Origin of the sequence: Bacillus tequilensis KCTC 13622 (assembly GCF_000507145.1) — a bacterium.
In the GTDB taxonomy this organism is placed as follows: Bacteria; Bacillota; Bacilli; order Bacillales; family Bacillaceae; genus Bacillus; species Bacillus tequilensis.
On sequence record NZ_AYTO01000041.1, the window covers coordinates 111,248 to 127,452 of the forward strand.

Annotated in this window: 14 protein-coding genes; all 14 read right to left on the reverse strand. The window is 44.1% G+C overall.

Annotation, left to right across the window (positions count from 1 at the left end; all coding sequences use genetic code 11):
• Nucleotides 1-39 precede the first annotated feature (39 nt).
• The 14 genes from V756_RS0118685 to pnp all read right to left on the reverse strand — a co-directional run bounded on the left by V756_RS0118685 (nucleotide 40) and on the right by pnp (nucleotide 16,135).
• Nucleotides 40-765: a GntR family transcriptional regulator gene (locus tag V756_RS0118685; RefSeq protein WP_024716002.1), complete on the reverse strand. Its 726-nt coding sequence runs from the start codon at nucleotides 763-765 to the stop codon at nucleotides 40-42.
• Between the two features lie 133 nt (nucleotides 766-898).
• Complete coding sequence (gene spoIIIE / locus V756_RS0118690; protein ID WP_024716003.1) at nucleotides 899-3,259, reverse strand: DNA translocase SpoIIIE; 2,361 nt, start codon at nucleotides 3,257-3,259, stop codon at nucleotides 899-901.
• Between the two features lie 130 nt (nucleotides 3,260-3,389).
• Nucleotides 3,390-3,605 carry a YlzJ-like family protein gene (locus V756_RS0118695; protein WP_024716004.1) on the reverse strand — a complete coding sequence of 72 codons (216 nt, stop codon included), beginning with the start codon at nucleotides 3,603-3,605 and terminating at the stop codon, nucleotides 3,390-3,392.
• Nucleotides 3,602-4,339, reverse strand: coding sequence for a translocation-enhancing protein TepA (tepA, locus tag V756_RS0118700; RefSeq protein WP_024716005.1), 738 nt, complete (start codon nucleotides 4,337-4,339; stop codon nucleotides 3,602-3,604). The genes V756_RS0118695 and tepA overlap by 4 nt, the downstream gene beginning before the upstream one ends.
• 116 nt (nucleotides 4,340-4,455) lie before the next feature.
• Nucleotides 4,456-6,123: a ribonuclease J2 gene (gene rnjB / locus V756_RS0118705; protein WP_024716006.1), complete on the reverse strand. Its 1,668-nt coding sequence runs from the start codon at nucleotides 6,121-6,123 to the stop codon at nucleotides 4,456-4,458.
• 177 nt (nucleotides 6,124-6,300) lie between these two features.
• Nucleotides 6,301-7,173: a 4-hydroxy-tetrahydrodipicolinate synthase gene (gene dapA, locus V756_RS0118710; protein ID WP_024716007.1), complete on the reverse strand. Its 873-nt coding sequence runs from the start codon at nucleotides 7,171-7,173 to the stop codon at nucleotides 6,301-6,303.
• Nucleotides 7,174-7,203: 30 nt separating this feature from the next.
• On the reverse strand, nucleotides 7,204-8,418 hold the full coding sequence (dapG, locus tag V756_RS0118715; RefSeq protein ID WP_024716008.1) for an aspartate kinase: 1,215 nt from the start codon (nucleotides 8,416-8,418) through the stop codon (nucleotides 7,204-7,206).
• Nucleotides 8,419-8,509: 91 nt separating this feature from the next.
• Nucleotides 8,510-9,550 carry an aspartate-semialdehyde dehydrogenase gene (gene asd, locus V756_RS0118720; protein ID WP_024716009.1) on the reverse strand — a complete coding sequence of 347 codons (1,041 nt, stop codon included), beginning with the start codon at nucleotides 9,548-9,550 and terminating at the stop codon, nucleotides 8,510-8,512.
• A gap of 125 nt (nucleotides 9,551-9,675) precedes the next feature.
• Nucleotides 9,676-10,278: a dipicolinate synthase subunit B gene (gene dpaB, locus V756_RS0118725; protein WP_024716010.1), complete on the reverse strand. Its 603-nt coding sequence runs from the start codon at nucleotides 10,276-10,278 to the stop codon at nucleotides 9,676-9,678.
• Between the two features lie 2 nt (nucleotides 10,279-10,280).
• Nucleotides 10,281-11,174: a dipicolinic acid synthetase subunit A gene (gene dpaA, locus V756_RS0118730; RefSeq protein ID WP_024716011.1), complete on the reverse strand. Its 894-nt coding sequence runs from the start codon at nucleotides 11,172-11,174 to the stop codon at nucleotides 10,281-10,283.
• A gap of 162 nt (nucleotides 11,175-11,336) precedes the next feature.
• The gene (locus V756_RS0118735; RefSeq protein WP_014664003.1) at nucleotides 11,337-11,594 is read right to left on the reverse strand and encodes a YlmC/YmxH family sporulation protein; all 258 of its coding nucleotides are present in this window, start codon (nucleotides 11,592-11,594) and stop codon (nucleotides 11,337-11,339) included.
• 77 nt (nucleotides 11,595-11,671) lie between these two features.
• Nucleotides 11,672-12,901, reverse strand: a complete 1,230-nt coding sequence (locus V756_RS0118740) for a M16 family metallopeptidase (RefSeq protein WP_024716012.1) — start codon at nucleotides 12,899-12,901, stop codon at nucleotides 11,672-11,674.
• Nucleotides 12,902-12,940: 39 nt separating this feature from the next.
• The gene (locus V756_RS0118745; protein ID WP_024716013.1) at nucleotides 12,941-13,900 is read right to left on the reverse strand and encodes a polysaccharide deacetylase family protein; all 960 of its coding nucleotides are present in this window, start codon (nucleotides 13,898-13,900) and stop codon (nucleotides 12,941-12,943) included.
• A gap of 117 nt (nucleotides 13,901-14,017) precedes the next feature.
• On the reverse strand, nucleotides 14,018-16,135 hold the full coding sequence (gene pnp / locus V756_RS0118750) for a polyribonucleotide nucleotidyltransferase (protein WP_024716014.1): 2,118 nt from the start codon (nucleotides 16,133-16,135) through the stop codon (nucleotides 14,018-14,020).
• Between the last annotated feature and the right edge of the window lie 70 nt (nucleotides 16,136-16,205).

Below are 16,205 nucleotides of genomic sequence, written 5' to 3' on the forward strand. Positions count from 1 at the left end.
CAGGGCAAATAAAAAAACAGACACATTACAGCGCCCGTTTTAGAATCGTTTACGCAAAACATGAAATCTGAATTTATCCGCTCTAAAATAATTTAATGAGTAAAGCACCGGTTTATCGTGCTGATCGTAATGGGTTTGTTTCAACAGCAAAAGAGCTGTTTCCGGATCGCATTCCAGCACTGGAGAAATGGTATCATGATAGCCGATTGGTTCAATATCAGTCACGGCATAGCTGATCACAGAGCCTGAATTTTTCTCAAGCAAATCAAACATAGATTCTTGCTGATGAGAAAAAGAATTCGGCAAAATATTCATCGGAATTTTGTCTATACAATATACAATCGGCTGTCCGTCAGCAGTCCTGACTCGTTCGAGGTAAAAAAGTTCCTGCCCCTCTGCCAGATGAAATCTTGCCGTATCATCTTCAGACGGCATAAGCACTTGTGAAGATAGAAAAATGGTTCCGGGCGTCATATTTGCCTGCTCTATCATCTTCGTTACACTGTTCAGCTGTTCAATGCCCGAAAGAAATAACGGCTTAGAATGGACAAAAGTGCCTACACCATGCCTTCTGATAATCACATGCTCTTCTTCTAATATCCGCAAAGCTTCTCTTAGCGTCGCTCTGCTGACCCCAAGCTTTTTAGATAGCTCAAATTCAGAAGGCAGCTTTTCCTTCTCAGTGTAGATGCCATTTTTGATATCCTCTTTAATTCGTTCAATCACTTTTAAATACAAGTGCCGATTATCAGCTTTTGTAGACATGTTTCCCCTCCGTAAACCACTTTCGATAAAAATTATTGAACAATTGGGACAACTATATCATGTTTTGTCGAAAAAATAAATAGTCAGCTTATTAGTTTACATAATGTTGTTATTGAAAACTGAACTCCCTTCATTAAGAAGAGAGCTCATCATATTTTTCTTTTGATAATAAGACTTCCCTAGGTTTGCTGCCTTCATACGGTCCGACAACGCCCCGTTCCTCCATGGCATCAATCAGGCGCGCCGCTCTCGTATAACCGATTCTGAATCTTCTTTGCAGCATTGAAACGGATGCCGTCTGCATGCCGACGATTAATTCAACAGCTTCATCATATAGATCATCCGTCACCTCGGAATGAGTTTCCGTTGTCTCCTCAGGAATCATTTCTTCCTGATATTGCGCTTTCTGCTGCGTAATCACATGGTCGACTATCTTCTCGACTTCATCATCAGACAAAAATGCGCCCTGTACGCGGACAGGTTTATTAGCTCCAACAGGCAAAAACAGCATATCGCCTCGGCCGAGCAGCTTCTCAGCGCCGCCCATGTCAAGAATGGTTCTTGAATCCGTCTGTGAAGATACGCTGAACGCGATCCGTGACGGAATATTCGCTTTGATGACCCCTGTGATAACATCAACCGACGGCCTCTGTGTCGCAATAATGAGGTGAATGCCGGCAGCCCGTGCCATTTGAGACAATCTCGTAATCGAATCTTCCACATCAGATGAAGCGACCATCATGAGGTCCGCAAGCTCGTCCACAATCACAACAATATATGGCAGCTCTGGCTGTTTCGCTCCTTCTTCACTGTTAGCGCGTTTTATATAATCATTGTATCCTTCAATATTTCTTGTGCCTGTATGTGAAAATAATTCGTACCGCCGCTCCATTTCATTGACAACCTTTTTTAAAGCCTGTGACGCTTTTTTTGGATCGGTTACGACGGGAGCAAGCAAATGCGGAATCCCGTTGTAGACATTCAGCTCTACCATTTTAGGATCAATCATCATCATTTTCACTTCATGCGGCTTCGCGCGCATCAAAATACTTGTAATAATGCCGTTGACACAAACGCTTTTCCCGCTTCCGGTTGCGCCTGCGACCAAAAGGTGGGGCATCTTGTTTAACTCAGCCAGCACAGCTTCACCTGAAATATTGCGGCCGAGCCCAATTAACAGCTTCGCATCAGGTCTGTCATTTAATTTCGACTCGAGCACTTCCTTCAGCGATACCATTGCCACTTCTGCATTTGGAACCTCGATTCCGATTGCTGATTTACCTGGTATAGGCGCTTCGATCCTGATATCCTTCGCAGCAAGTGCAAGCGCTAGGTCATCGCTTAAATTGACAATTTTGCTAACCTTCACTCCTACATCAGGATACACTTCATATTTTGTGACGGCCGGCCCGAGATGAACCTGTGTGACTTTCGCCTTTACGCCAAAGCTTTGGAAGGTGCGTTCGAGCTTTCTTGCATTTTCATAAATATTCTTTTTATCAGCCTGCTGGCCGGTATGCTTCGGATCTGCCAATAAATCCAGTGACGGCATCTCGTAATCCTTATTTTCAAGCTCTGTAAAGGTCATAGGAGGGGCAGAAACAGTTTCCTGTTCACCTGGCTCAGGCTGGATGTCCTGAAGCGGCTCTGATACAGGTTCGGGACGCTTTTCAATGATTGAAGGCTCTTCTTCATTACGATCTGAAAAGCTTGAGATAATCGGCTCTGAATGAATAAGAGGCGATACCGCTTCCGAATCCTCCTCTTCATCAGAAAGCTCTTCTTCCGTTTTCTGTTTTTTGCGGACCGGTTTTTGTTTTTTGCTTGGCGTTTTCGTTTTTTTCGATTGTTTCATATTTGTTTTGACGGATTTCATATCATCAATAAATGCAAACCATTGTTCTTTTATAAAGCGGCCAATCGGGCTCATCCACTTTTTCAGCGTTTCTTGAAGAGAACGCCCCGTGATTAAAATCATTCCGATTAAAATCATGACAATCGCCATAATCTGAGAACCAGTCGACGCAAACAAAAAGTGTGAAGCCGCAAACAGCAGTGCACCGATCATTCCTCCGCCTAAATCTGGTGAAGCGGAGCTGCCATTCATGTCCATTAAAAACAATTCCCACGTGTTGCGTACCACGCTTGCGGACTCAATAGACCCTTTGTGCGCCAAATGTTTAAACAGCTGCACGTGAGAAAGCAGCAATATGCTTGCGATAATACAGTACAACCCGGCCTTTCGTCTCGTTAAAAGGCTTGGCGTTTTCTTCTTCCAAAATAGTGAGACGCCTAACACCAATAAACCTAACAAGCATAAAATAAACCACTCTCCGGCAAAAAAGCGGAACAAGTAGATAAAAGTTTGTCCGACTACCCCCAGCTGCAGGATCGCGATAATTGAAATGGCTATACACAGCAATCCATTGAGTTCGTATTTTATATTGAGTTGTTTCGCCTGTTTTTTTCTTGATTTTCTTTTTTTCTTTGCCACACTCATCACCTTACTGCGTTAAAAAATGTAAGTTCATACATAATGAAGAAAGCAGCCGTTTACAGGCTGCGTTTTTTCTGTAGGATTCCCCTATTATAGCATATTTTCCCCCTAAAAAAGGGGTCGATTCTTATACGTTTAATTTCAGTTTTTGCCCTGGTGAAATGTCCGGGTGCAGAAAATGCATTGGATTTGTGCTCATGATTTGAATAACTTCCGCTTCATTGCCTTTCATCTCGACAAGAAGCGGTACACCTTTATATTCAATTTGCTCATGTAGTACGCTTGTCTCCTGGTTCTGTTCCGCAAACACAATTTCCTGCGGCATCACGGTATACAGAATCATTGAATCATCCGCCCTTCTTCTGATCTCGCTTCCTCAATGAGCTCATTCAGTTTGCTGATCGCCTGCCCGACACCGCCAGCGTGATCAATCAGTCCGTATTCAACTGCATCCTTACCGACTACATTTGTTCCGATATCGCGTGTTAAGTTTCCTTTTGAAAACATCAGCTCTTTAAACTTCTCTTCGGTGATGTTGGAATGGCTTGTCACAAATTTAACAACTCTTTCTTGCATTTTATCCAGGTATTCAAACGTTTGCGGCACACCGATTACAAGACCGGTCAGCCGAACGGGATGAATCGTCATCGTTGCTGTTTCAGCAATATAGCTGTAATCACATGATACGGCAATCGGAACGCCGATGGAATGCCCTCCGCCAAGCACGATCGAGACAGTCGGTTTTGATAAAGATGCCAGCATTTCTGCTATTGCGAGACCGGCTTCCACATCTCCTCCGACAGTATTTAATATAATCAGCAGGCCTTCTATTTTGGGATTCTGTTCAATTGCCACAATCTGCGGGATGACATGCTCATATTTAGTTGTTTTGTTTTGCGGAGGAAGCTGAACATGGCCTTCTATTTGTCCGATAATGGTCAGACAATGAATATTGGTATCTTGGGGCAGCTGCGGAAGCGTCGTTTCACCAAGCTGCTGTATTTTATTCATAATGCTGTCTTTCGCATCATTTTTTGCAGGACGCTCTTCTTCTGTGTTTTCCATACGATAATCCATCTCGCTTTCACCCTTTCCGAGTTTCTCTTTGTATTATGAACAAAGATTCTCAATTCAATCCCGACTAAAAAGGCAAAAAAATAAAGACCGGAGCTGCTCCGGTCTTTCGTCAGATATTATACTTCCATAATAATTGGGATGATCATCGGTTTACGTTTCGTTTTTTCATATAGGAATTGGTTCAAAGCATCTCGCATTGCCTGCTTCAGCGTTGACCATTCAACATTTGATGTTTCAGTCGCTTCTGTCACGATGGAACGGACAAGCTCTGTAGCCTGTACGATAAGGCCTTCAGACTCTCTAACATAAACAAAACCGCGCGTGATAATTTCTGGTCCTGATACGAGATGTTTCTTTTGTTTATCAAGTGTAATAACTACGATTAAAATTCCGTCCTGCGAAAGCAAGCGGCGGTCTCTCAATACGATATTGCCGATATCACCGACACCTAATCCATCAATTAAAATATTGCCGTAAGGAACTTTATCCCCGATTTTTACGTTTTGGCCGCGGAATTCAACGACGTCTCCTTTTTCAATTAAGAAGATATCACTGCGCTTCATGCCGGTTTCTTCAGCGATTTTCGAATGCGCTTTTTGCATTCTGTATTCGCCGTTTACAGGAATTAAATATTTTGGCTTAAGCAGATTGATCATCAGTTTTAACTCTTCCTGTGAGCCGTGGCCTGATACATGGACACGCTTTTGGGCAAAGATGACTTGTGCACCGGCTCTCGCAAGGAGATCTACTGTTCTAGAATAAATGAGCTCCTGCCCCGGGATTGGCGTTGACGCGATGACGACTGTATCCCCTTCTTCGATGTTCAGCTGTTTGTGGGCTTTGTTTGCCATTCTTGTCAAGGCAGCTAACGGTTCACCTTGGCTGCCGGCTGTAATAATGGCCACTTCGCGCTTCGGATATTTCTTAACATCCTGTACAGAAATAAACAGTTCATCGTCTGCTTCAATATACCCGAGCTTTCTTGCCAGCTGCAGGACAGATTGAAGATTCTTTCCGGCAACGGCAATCTTTCTGCCGTTATGAGCCGCTGCATGAATGACTTGCTGAATTCGGTTAATATTAGATGCAAAAACAGCAATAATCACTCGATTATCTGAATTATACAGCGCGTCTGAAATTTCTCCGCTGACAGCAGCTTCGGAAGGTGTATAACCCGGGCGCTCCGCATTTGCACTGTCGGAAAGCAGGGCGAGCACGCCGCTGTTGCCGATCTTGGCGATTTCGCCAATGTCACACGTTTGATTTAGAGCAGGCGTTTGGTCAAATTTGAAGTCTCCCGTGCATACAATAGACCCAAGTGATGTTTTAAAGCTCACACCTACAGAATCAGGAATACTGTGAATCGTTCTAAAGAACGATACCTTTGTCGATTCAAATGTAATGACAGATTTGGAGTGAATTTCTCTTAAATCGGTTTTTCGGTTATGTCCGTATTGTTTTAATTTTTCTCTTAACAGCGCAAGCGTCAGCTTTGTTCCGTACACCGGAACGGACAGCTTGTTTAATAAGTAAAAAACACCGCCGATATTTTCATCATGCCCGTGCGTTAAAAAGATTGCCTTGACGCGATCAGCCCGTTCAATCAAATATGATATGTCGGGAATTACCACATCAATACCGAGCATTTCGTTTTCTGGATGCATAAGGCCGGCATCAACGACAAATATGTCTGAGTCAATTTCGATGACATAAAGGTTCTTCCCAATTTCTCCGACACCGCCAAGGGCGATAATTCTAACGTTTTCTGTATTTTTCTTTTTCAAAATCTATATCCTCCTAGTCTCATACCCGTCCATCATCACTTGTTCCTATTATAACTGAAAGTAAATTTAGAAAACAAGATAAAGCAGAAGGTTTAGGGAAAACCAATATGTATAAGAAACGGTCAAACTCAGCTGAATGTGAGAATGACCGCGTTTGTTTCACTGTATGAAATTTTCTTACAGTTCGCTGATCGTGCTGCTTAAGCTCAGACGTTCATCCTCGGTTAACGGGACAAGAGGCAGACGCACTGAACCGACATCAAGGCCTTTCAGCTGAAGCGCTGTTTTGACAGGAGCAGGGTTAGGTGCTTTAAACAGTTCCTTCATAATCGGCAGCAGTTTCTGATGAATCAGTGCCGCATTAGCTGTTTGCCCATTCGTATAATTTTTGATCATTTGCTGCATATCAGAGCCTGCAATATGGCTCGCCACAGATACTACCCCTCTTCCTCCGATTGAGAGAATAGGAAGCGTCAGGGCGTCATCCCCTGAATAAACAGAGAAGTCTTCCGGCGTTTCCGCAACAATTTTTGTAATCGCCTCGAGGTCTCCGCTCGCTTCTTTAATCGCAACAACGTTCGGAATGTCTGCCGCCAAACGGATCGTCGTTTCAGGAGCAAGGGAAGCAACCGTACGGCCCGGCACATTATAAAGCATAACCGGAAGAGACGTTTCTGCCGCAATTGCTTTAAAATGCTGGTACATTCCTTCTTGAGAAGGTTTATTGTAATATGGCGTAACGAGCATGACCGCGTCTACGCCCGCTTCCTCAGCTTTTTTTGTCAGTTTAATCGAATCTTTCGTGTTGTTGCTACCAGTACCCGCAATCACCGGCACCCGTCCGTTTACTTCTTTTACCGTATATTCAAAAAGCGCAATTTTTTCTTCAGTCGAAAGAGTTGGCGACTCTCCGGTTGTTCCCGCCACTACTAAAGAATCCGTTCCGTTTTTCAACAAGTAATCAATCAGTGTAGACAGTTTTTGAAAGTCTACGTTCCCTTTATTGTCAAAAGGTGTAATCATCGCTGTAGACACATTTCCGAAATTCATTTTATTCACCTCATCATGATTCAATCACATTTACTTGGAAAGTTCAAACACTTCATGCAAAGCGTTTACAGCAGGAACCAAATCTGCTTCATGGACGAGCACCCATATCGTCGTATGGCTGTCAGCCGACTGAAGGATCGGTATTTCTTTTTCTGAAAGCGCCGAAACAATTTTGGACGTGACACCCGGAACACCCATAATACCCGCTCCGACCGCCGATACCTTCGCACAATTTCTCGTTACCATCGGATCATAGCCCATTTCCATTAAAATGCGCTGAGCTGTTTCTGTTTTATTCCCGGCCACCGTATATACGATTTCACTAGGTGTAATGTTAAAGAAATCGACGCTGATTCCCGCGTTCGCCATCGCCTTGAACACTTCAGTCTGAACATTATACTGGCCGATTTTCGAAGGCACTTTGAACTGCGTGACGTCTTTGACATGGGCGATTCCCGTAATCAGCCTTTCAAAAACATCGCTTCCGACTTTGGAAGAGTGATGCGATGTCACCAATGTGCCTTTATCTTTTGAATAAGTCGAACGGACGCGGATCGGAACCTTGGCCTGCATTGCAATTTCCACAGCCCGCGGATGAATGACCTTCGCTCCTTGATACGCCAAGTTGCAAATTTCTGTATATGTCACGACAGGAAGCGGTTTTGCATTTTCTACCACTCTCGGATCAGCAGTCATCACGCCTTCTACATCGGTGAAAATATCAATGTATTCCGCGTCAACTGCTGCTCCGAGTGCGGCTGCAGACGTGTCGCTGCCCCCTCTGCCAATCGTTGTTGTATCGCCCTTTTCCGTTGCCCCCTGAAACCCTGCGACGACTACAGCGTCATGATTCGCGAGCACACTGAATAAACGCTCCGGTCTCATTTCCATGATTTTCGCATTGGTATGCTGATCATTCGTTAAAAAACCAGCCTGAGCCCCTGTCAGCGCAGCTGCTTTCACACCATTATCAAGCAGCATGCTTGTAAAGACGACAGAGGAAATCGTTTCTCCGCATGATAAAAGCAAATCCTGCTCCCTTGGAGAAATCGCTGATTGATCGCCGTAAAGCAGCCCCAGCAGAGAATCTGTTGCGTACGGGTCACCTTTCCGGCCCATCGCTGAAACGACAACGACAACCTTATATCCTTCACTGATTGCTTCTTTAATATGCTCTAAAGCCAGTTTGCGGCCTTTATCATCTTTTACTGATGTTCCGCCGAACTTTTGAACAATTATCTTCACTGTTTTCACTCCAAATTATTCGGACGTAACAGAAGAGAGCAGGCTGATAGCGCCTTACTCTCTTCTATTCGTCTTTAGGAAATTCTCTCTTTTATACGAGGTTTAGTTTTTTCAGGCTTTCTGCAATTTGAACAGAGTTCCATGCCGCGCCTTTTAATAGGTTATCAGAAACAACCCATAAATGAAAACCGTTTGCTCTGTCCAAGTCTTTGCGGATGCGGCCTACAAATACATCGTTTTTGCCGACGGCATCAGCAGGCATCGGATATAGCTGCTGGCTCGGGTCATCCTGTAGGGTCACGCCCGGAGCTTCTTTTAATACATTTTTAATATCTTCAACTGTAGCGTCATCACGGTCTACCTCGATGTAGACGGACTCTGAGTGCCCAGTTTGAATTGGGAGTCTCACACATGTTGCCGCTACTTGAAGGTCAGGCATGTGCATGATTTTTTTCGTTTCATTTATCATTTTCATTTCCTCAAACGTATAGCCGTTATCTTGGAATTTATCAATTTGCGGAATCGCGTTGAAGGCGATTTGATAGTGTTTTTTGTCGCCTTTTACAGGCATGATCGCAGGCTCAATTTCTTCTTGATTTAAAATTGCCTGTGTTTGGCTGTAAAGCTCTTTTACAGCTTCATTTCCCGCTCCTGATACCGCCTGGTAAGTTGATACGATGACTTTGTTTAAGCCATATGCTTTACGGATCGGTTCAAGAGCCGCAACCATTTGGATTGTAGAGCAGTTAGGGTTGGCAATAATGCCGTTGTGTTCGCGCAAGTCTGCCTCATTCACTTCAGGCACAACAAGCGGGGTATTTTCATCCATCCGGAATGCACTCGTATTATCTATAACAATAGCGCCGCGTTTTACAGCTTCTGGAGCCAATGCTTGTGATACGCTTCCGCCGGCGCTGAATAACGCAATATTTATCCCTTCAAAGCTCTCAGGAGAAGCTTCCTGAACAGTCAGCTCTTGGCCTTTAAACGTGACTTTTGTCCCCGCAGAACGTTTTGAAGATAGCAATGTAAGTGTGTCCATTTCAAAGTTTCTGTCTTCAAGTGTTTTAAGCATTTGTTGTCCTACAGCCCCTGTCGCTCCGACAACAGCTACGTGTAAACCTCTTCCCATCTGTAAAACTCCTTCCGCCAATCAGCATCATTGAATTGATTTGACTATGATTTTACATTTTATTTTACCATAGAATATGCGGGTGATGACTGAATTTTTTAGTTTGGGAAAGATTTTCTGTAAATTTAGTCATTTCCCTGATAATTCTCAACGAGAACCGGCTGAAGCTGCTGATGCGTAAGCGCCTTTTCAATGGTTTGCGGAAGCAGATCCATTTTGGCTACCATTGAATTCGGTTTTTTAAAAGGGTCGTCTTGCCCGAATGGAATAAAAAAGATATTTTTTGTTGACATGAGCCTCATTAAATTTGTTCCATTTAAACCGAGAGCATCATTTGTCGAGATGCCAAGAACGACTGGGCGATTGTTTCGGATTGTCGCTTTTGCCGCCATCAGCACCGGGCTGTCTGTCATAGCATTTGCCAGCTTGCTCATTGAATTGCCGGTTAAAGGAGCAATGACCATGCAGTCAAGGGGCAGCTTCGGCCCAAGGGGCTCTGCCTTTACAATCGAATCAATGGCCTCATACCCAGTCAGGTCTTCAATTTTTTTAACCCATTCGGCTCCCTCTCCAAATCGAGTATTTGTTGATTTCACGTTGAATGTGACAACCGGCCGAACTTCAGCCCCTTCGTTGACCAGCGCCTCAATTTGCGGAAAAACCGCTTCATATGTGCAATGCGATCCGGTCAGCCCAAACCCGATTCTTTTTCCTTTTAATGACGACATCCTTATTTCCCCTCCTCAGCTTGTATTTCAGCCAAAAGCTTGCTCAAGACGTTTGCGAGGATTTTCCCAGCCGTTTTAGGAGCGACAATCCCTGGAAGGCCGGGGGCTAGAAGTGCTTTAATCCCCTGTTTTTCGGCATATCTAAAATCCGTTCCCCCAGGGCGTGAGGCCAGATCCAATATTAAGGTTTTTGGTGTCATGCTAGAAAGTACCGTTTGATTTAAAATCATACTCGGTATGGTATTAATACAAATATCTATATCTTTTACATGCTCTTTCAGCTCATCGGTGTGAAAAGGAACGAGCCCCATTTCAGTGATACGTGCCAGATGCGCTGAACTTCTTGCCCCTACTTTTACATTCGCTCCGAGTGCGGCAAATGTACGGGCAATTGTCATCCCGGTGCGTCCCAAACCGAGAACGGCCACCTGAGATCCGTGTATCGTATAATCCGTGTGCTGAATAGCCAGCATGATCGTTCCTTCTACTGTCGGAATAGAATTGTATATCGCAATGTCATCCCGCTCAAACAGCTTAACAAGTTTTCTGTTTGCTTGAGCAGCAATGCTTTCCAAATAGGCGTTAGAAATCCCTGAGAAAATGACACAGTGTGCAGGCGTTTTGTCGAGATGGTCCTGCTTTAACACAACCTCTTCGTTCGAAAATACAGTCGATACGACACCTTCTCCTGTGGTCGCAGACACTGGAAGAATGATGCTGTCTATTTGCTGAAAAGGAATTTCATCAATATTGCATTTTACTGCTCCGGTAAAACCGTGATCCAATTGGTCAAAACCGACAAGATAGATGTCAGCCTGCTGTTCAGTGAGCTTTCTTATAATTTCAAGCTGTCTTGCGTCACCGCCGATAACTGCAATTTTCAATCCGGTTAACATTCTAAACGTTCACCTTCTTTGTGTATACTAGATCTCTAGTTGTTAAGCTCCCCTTCATCTTATGATCAAAAGGAAATACCGGTGAATTAAAACATGCGCTTTTTTCATATAAAAAAAACATCGGCTGCCTCAGCCGATGTTTCAAATGCTTACTTTAGAGCCTTACTCTTGTCGAGGAGACATTTCCTCAGGGACATCTAATATGATCATATCTGATCCGATCTTTTGAATATGATGCCAGGGGACACGAATGTCATGACCTTGTTTTCTCAAACCAAACCACTTAACTGTCGGAATGAGAAGTGCTGTAATCTGGCCATCCTGTTCATTGATTTCTAAATCGGTCTGGCCGAGGACTCCCAGCCGTTCAGCTCTTTTGATGTCTACGATTTCCTTTCCAGATAATTCACTGAGCCGCATGTCTGTCACCCCCTTGTACTATGTATGATCAAAGGGATAAAAAAATGCCTGCCGCGTTATGGGGCAGGCTTTTCCTTCTATGAAGGCATATGACCGGAAGGGCTGATGAGTGCCAGTGCATAGTCATCAGTAAACAATTGTCTGGCGAGGCCGTTGACACGCTCTAAGTTCACGGCGTTTAATTCATTGATGATCTCATCTAATGTTTTATGTTTGCCGAGCAACAGTTCATTTTTTCCGTTTCGGCTCATTTTGCTGTTTGTGCTTTCTAAGCTCAGCATCAAGCTTCCCTTCATTTGCTCTTTGCTGTTTTCCAGCTCTTTAGAGGTAATTCCATCACGTTTTAATGTGGCGAGGGTTTCTTGAATTGTTTCTGACAGCTGCTGAAGCTGATTTGCACCCGTGCCGCCATAAATGGTAAGCATTCCGCTGTCCTCATAAGAGCTGTGATAGCTGTAAACAGAATAAGCGAGCCCTTTATCTTCGCGGACATCTTGGAACAATCGGCTGCTCATGCTGCCTCCGAGCACATTATTCAGAACGATTAAATCATAAATGCGTTCATGGCCAACCTCAAGGCCTTTAAATCCGAGGCACAAATGAGCCTGCTCCGTTTCTTTTTTTCTCGTCAGCTGTTCCGTGTAGAACTCGGGTTTCTCAAGGCCGGTTGCTTTGCCCTTCGCTTCGTATGAGCCGAACCATTTCTCTACATCCTGGATAAAACTGTCGGATATATTGCCGGCTACTGAAATCACCACTCGGTCCGGTGTATAGTAATCATGCATGTATTGTCTCAGGGAATCGCCATTGAAGGTGGCAAGCGTTTCTTCCGTTCCAAGAATTGGGTAGCCTAAAGAATGATTGCCATAAGTCGCTTTGCTCAGTAAATCATGCACAATATCGTCCGGCGCATCTTCGTACATTTTAATTTCTTCATACACTACATTTTTTTCTTTTTTCAGCTCGTTTTCATCAAATGTTGAATGAAAGAACATATCTGCTAATACGTCAAGCGCGTAATTCGCATGCTCATCAAGCACCTTTGCATAGTAGCAGGTATATTCCTTTGAGGTAAACGCATTGACCTGACCGCCAATACGATCAAAAGATTCTGCTATCTCGCGTGCAGATCTTGTGCTCGTCCCTTTAAAGAACATGTGCTCTAAAAAGTGAGAAATTCCGTTTATCTCCGGCGTTTCATGCCGCGAACCTGTGCCGATCCACACGCCGATCGCGACAGAACGAACTGTCGGGTTATTTTCCAGCACAATTCTTACACCATTTTGACACGTATATCGTTTAATCAAATTTGTTCCTCCTATTCAAAGACAAGCTGCCTGCAACTGTTACTTCAACAGTCTTGTTTCGTCCATTAGTTCAGTGACTGTTCCAAGCGCGTATCCTTTATCTTTTATCTTTATAATCAGCGCTTCAAGACTTTCCGCCGTGGGATTAGTCGGGTGCATTAATATCATGGCACCATTATGTATCTTGCTTAACACTCTCGTTTGAAGGGCAGACGGAGCCGGTTTTTGCCAATCGATCGTATCAACTGTCCACATGACTGTTCCCATCTGTTTCTCAGCTGCAATGTCGACTACCGCTTTTCTGAAACTTCCGCTCGGCGGAGCGAACCACTTTGGCTTAACACCCATCGTTCGTTCTATTTGTTCATTTGTCTTGTCGAGCTGCTCGGAAATTCTTCCTGTAGTCAGTTTGCTCATATCCGGATGATTGTATGAATGATTTCCGATTTCATGTCCGTCTTGCGCAATCTTCTTAGCGAGCTGTTCATTGTTTCTCACCCAATTGCCTTCTAAAAAGAACGTCGCCTTGACCTGGTGCTTTTGCAGAATAGGGAGCATTGTTTCCAAATACTCATTTCCCCACGCCACATTAATTAAAAAAGCCACCATCGGTTTGTCTGGATTTCCTTTATAAATGGGCTCAGGCTGAAGAGACTCAAGATGAACGTTTGGTTTTACTTGGCTGTACACCAAATCGCTCTCTCGAAACTCGCCGTGCTTTTTCATTTTTTTATATGATTGTTCAATATTGACCTTCAATCCATTGTAGCCGGGAATGCTTTTCCACACTTTATCAATTCTTGCATCCTGAGGCTTAACCTCGTATTCCGGCGCTTTTTGAAGCAATTCTTCATATAACGGGTCTTTGGACGCCGTGACAGTCACCGTATCTTTTTTCATTGCACCTATATAATCAAGTGTGTGCGGATTTTTCATCATCTCAAATGAGACAAAAAAAAGAAATAGAAAAACGGCAAACGGTACAAATTTTTTGTACATGTTCTGTCCCCCCCTCCCCTCCAGATTATGAAGGAGAAGGACAAGGTAGAACCCGCCTGCGTTTTAAAAGCTTCAAAATAAAGAAGCCGGGTCTCCCAGGCTCCTTTATGTTTTCATTTAAGATTGTTGTTCTTCTTTTTCTTTCTCTTCACGGAGCACCGCTTTACGAGACAAATTGACTCGTCCTTGTTTATCAATTTCAGTGACCTTGACAAGAATCTCGTCTCCGATTTTCACAACATCTTCAACTTTTCCTACGCGTTCAAGCGCAAGCTCTGAAATGTGCACCAAACCGTCTTTTCCGCTGAAAATTTCAACGAAAGCCCCGAATTTTTCGATTCGTTTCACTTTACCTAAGTAAAGCTGGCCGACTTCAACCTCTCTGACAAGGTCTTCGATGATTTTTTTCGCTTTTTGGTTGCTGCTTTCATCTGTTGAAGAAATAAAGATTGTGCCGTCCTGTTCAATATCAATTTTAACACCGGTTTCTTCGATGATTTTATTGATTTGTTTTCCGCTTGGCCCGATGACATCGCGAATTTTATCAGGATTAATGGCCATTGTTAAAATCTTAGGCGCATAACGAGAAAGCTCTTTTCTTGATTCGTTTAATGTCGCAAGCATGCTGTTGAGGATTTCCATTCTTCCCTTTTTCGCCTGCTGAAGCGCTTCTTCAAGAATCTCTCTGGAAAGGCCTTCGATTTTAATGTCCATTTGCAGCGCTGTTACGCCTTTTTCCGTGCCGGCTACTTTAAAGTCCATGTCTCCAAGCGCGTCTTCCATGCCTTGAATATCAGTCAAAACAGTGTAATGTTCACCTGATTTGACGAGACCCATCGCAATACCAGCAACCGGCGCTTTAATCGGTACACCGGCATCCATCATTGCAAGTGTGCTTGCACAGATACTTGCTTGAGAAGTAGAACCGTTTGATTCAAGCACCTCTGATACAAGTCGGACAGTGTAAGGAAAGTCTTTTTCAGACGGAATAACTGGCTCAAGCGCACGCTCACCCAGTGCTCCGTGTCCGATTTCACGGCGTCCCGGTCCGCGCATCGGTCCTGTTTCCCCAACGCTGAATTGCGGGAAGTTGTAGTGATGCATAAACCGTTTTGATTCTTCAACACCTAAGCCGTCAAGAATTTGTACATCACCCAGCGCACCTAGCGTACATACGCTGAGAGCCTGAGTTTGTCCTCTTGTAAACAGACCTGATCCGTGCGTTCTTGGCAAGAGGCCGACCTCTGAAGAAAGCGGGCGGATTTGATCGACACCGCGGCCGTCCGGTCTTACCTTATCTTCAGTAATCAGGCGCCGCACTTCATTTTTTACCATCTTGGATAAAATCTGCTTTACTTGCTTGATTGTGTCTTCATCATGCTCTTCATCCTCGAATTTTGCCACAACTGCGTTTTTCACTTCGCTAATGGCAGCTTCGCGAGCATGCTTTTCATGAACTTGGATAGCTTTCAGCAGATCCTCTTCTGCTAAAGCTTTTACTTTTTCGCTAAGCTCTTCATCAATTTCAAAGAGCTTAATTTCAGATTTCTCTTTGCCGACTGCTGCAACAATTTCTTCTTGGAATGCAATCAGGCGTTTAATCTCTTCATGGCCGAACATAATGGCTTCAAGCATGGTTTCCTCAGGAACTTCGTCCGCTCCCGCTTCTACCATGTTAATGGCATCTTTCGTGCCGGCAACAACGAGATTGATGTCGCTTTTTTCAAGCTGATCGACGGTCGGGTTAATGATAAATTGATCATCAATGCGTCCGACGGTCACCCCTGCAATCGGTCCTTCAAACGGAATATCCGATACAGAAAGCGCAAGAGATGAACCGAACATGGCAGCCATCTCAGAAGAGCAGTTTTGGTCAACACTCATGACAATGCTGATGACTTGAACTTCATTACGAAATCCATCGGCAAATAAAGGACGGATCGGACGGTCAATTAAACGGCTGGCAAGAACCGCCTTTTCACTTGGGCGCCCTTCTCTTTTAATAAATCCGCCTGGAATTTTCCCTACCGCATATAATCTCTCCTCATAGTTTACAGTAAGCGGGAAGAAATCCAGCGGCTTTGGTTCTTTTGAAGCGGTTGCTGTACTCAGTACTGCTGTATCACCGTAACGGATCATCACAGCACCGTTTGCCTGTTTGGCAAGCTGGCCGGTTTCAACTGTAAGCGTTCTTCCGGCCCAATCTATGGTAAAGACATGTTTTTCTTGTCCCATACAATTACGAACTCCTCTCTTCGTTGTGTGAAATAATCGATTACTCCTATTATGAACGAAATGAATTGAA

Bases quoted from the DNA above. Each gene is read 5' to 3' on its own strand.
- V756_RS0118685 (WP_024716002.1), bottom strand. From the start codon at position 765: ATGTCTACAAAAGCTGATAATCGGCACTTGTATTTAAAAGTGATTGAA.
- V756_RS0118695 (WP_024716004.1), bottom strand. From the start codon at position 3,605: ATGATTCTGTATACCGTGATGCCGCAGGAAATTGTGTTTGCGGAACAG.
- tepA (WP_024716005.1), bottom strand. From the start codon at position 4,339: ATGGATTATCGTATGGAAAACACAGAAGAAGAGCGTCCTGCAAAAAAT.
- dapA (WP_024716007.1), bottom strand. From the start codon at position 7,173: ATGAATTTCGGAAATGTGTCTACAGCGATGATTACACCTTTTGACAAT.
- asd (WP_024716009.1), bottom strand. From the start codon at position 9,550: ATGGGAAGAGGTTTACACGTAGCTGTTGTCGGAGCGACAGGGGCTGTA.
- dpaB (WP_024716010.1), bottom strand. From the start codon at position 10,278: ATGTCGTCATTAAAAGGAAAAAGAATCGGGTTTGGGCTGACCGGATCG.
- dpaA (WP_024716011.1), bottom strand. From the start codon at position 11,174: ATGTTAACCGGATTGAAAATTGCAGTTATCGGCGGTGACGCAAGACAG.
- V756_RS0118735 (WP_014664003.1), bottom strand. From the start codon at position 11,594: ATGCGGCTCAGTGAATTATCTGGAAAGGAAATCGTAGACATCAAAAGA.
- V756_RS0118745 (WP_024716013.1), bottom strand. From the start codon at position 13,900: ATGTACAAAAAATTTGTACCGTTTGCCGTTTTTCTATTTCTTTTTTTT.
- pnp (WP_024716014.1), bottom strand. From the start codon at position 16,135: ATGGGACAAGAAAAACATGTCTTTACCATAGATTGGGCCGGAAGAACG.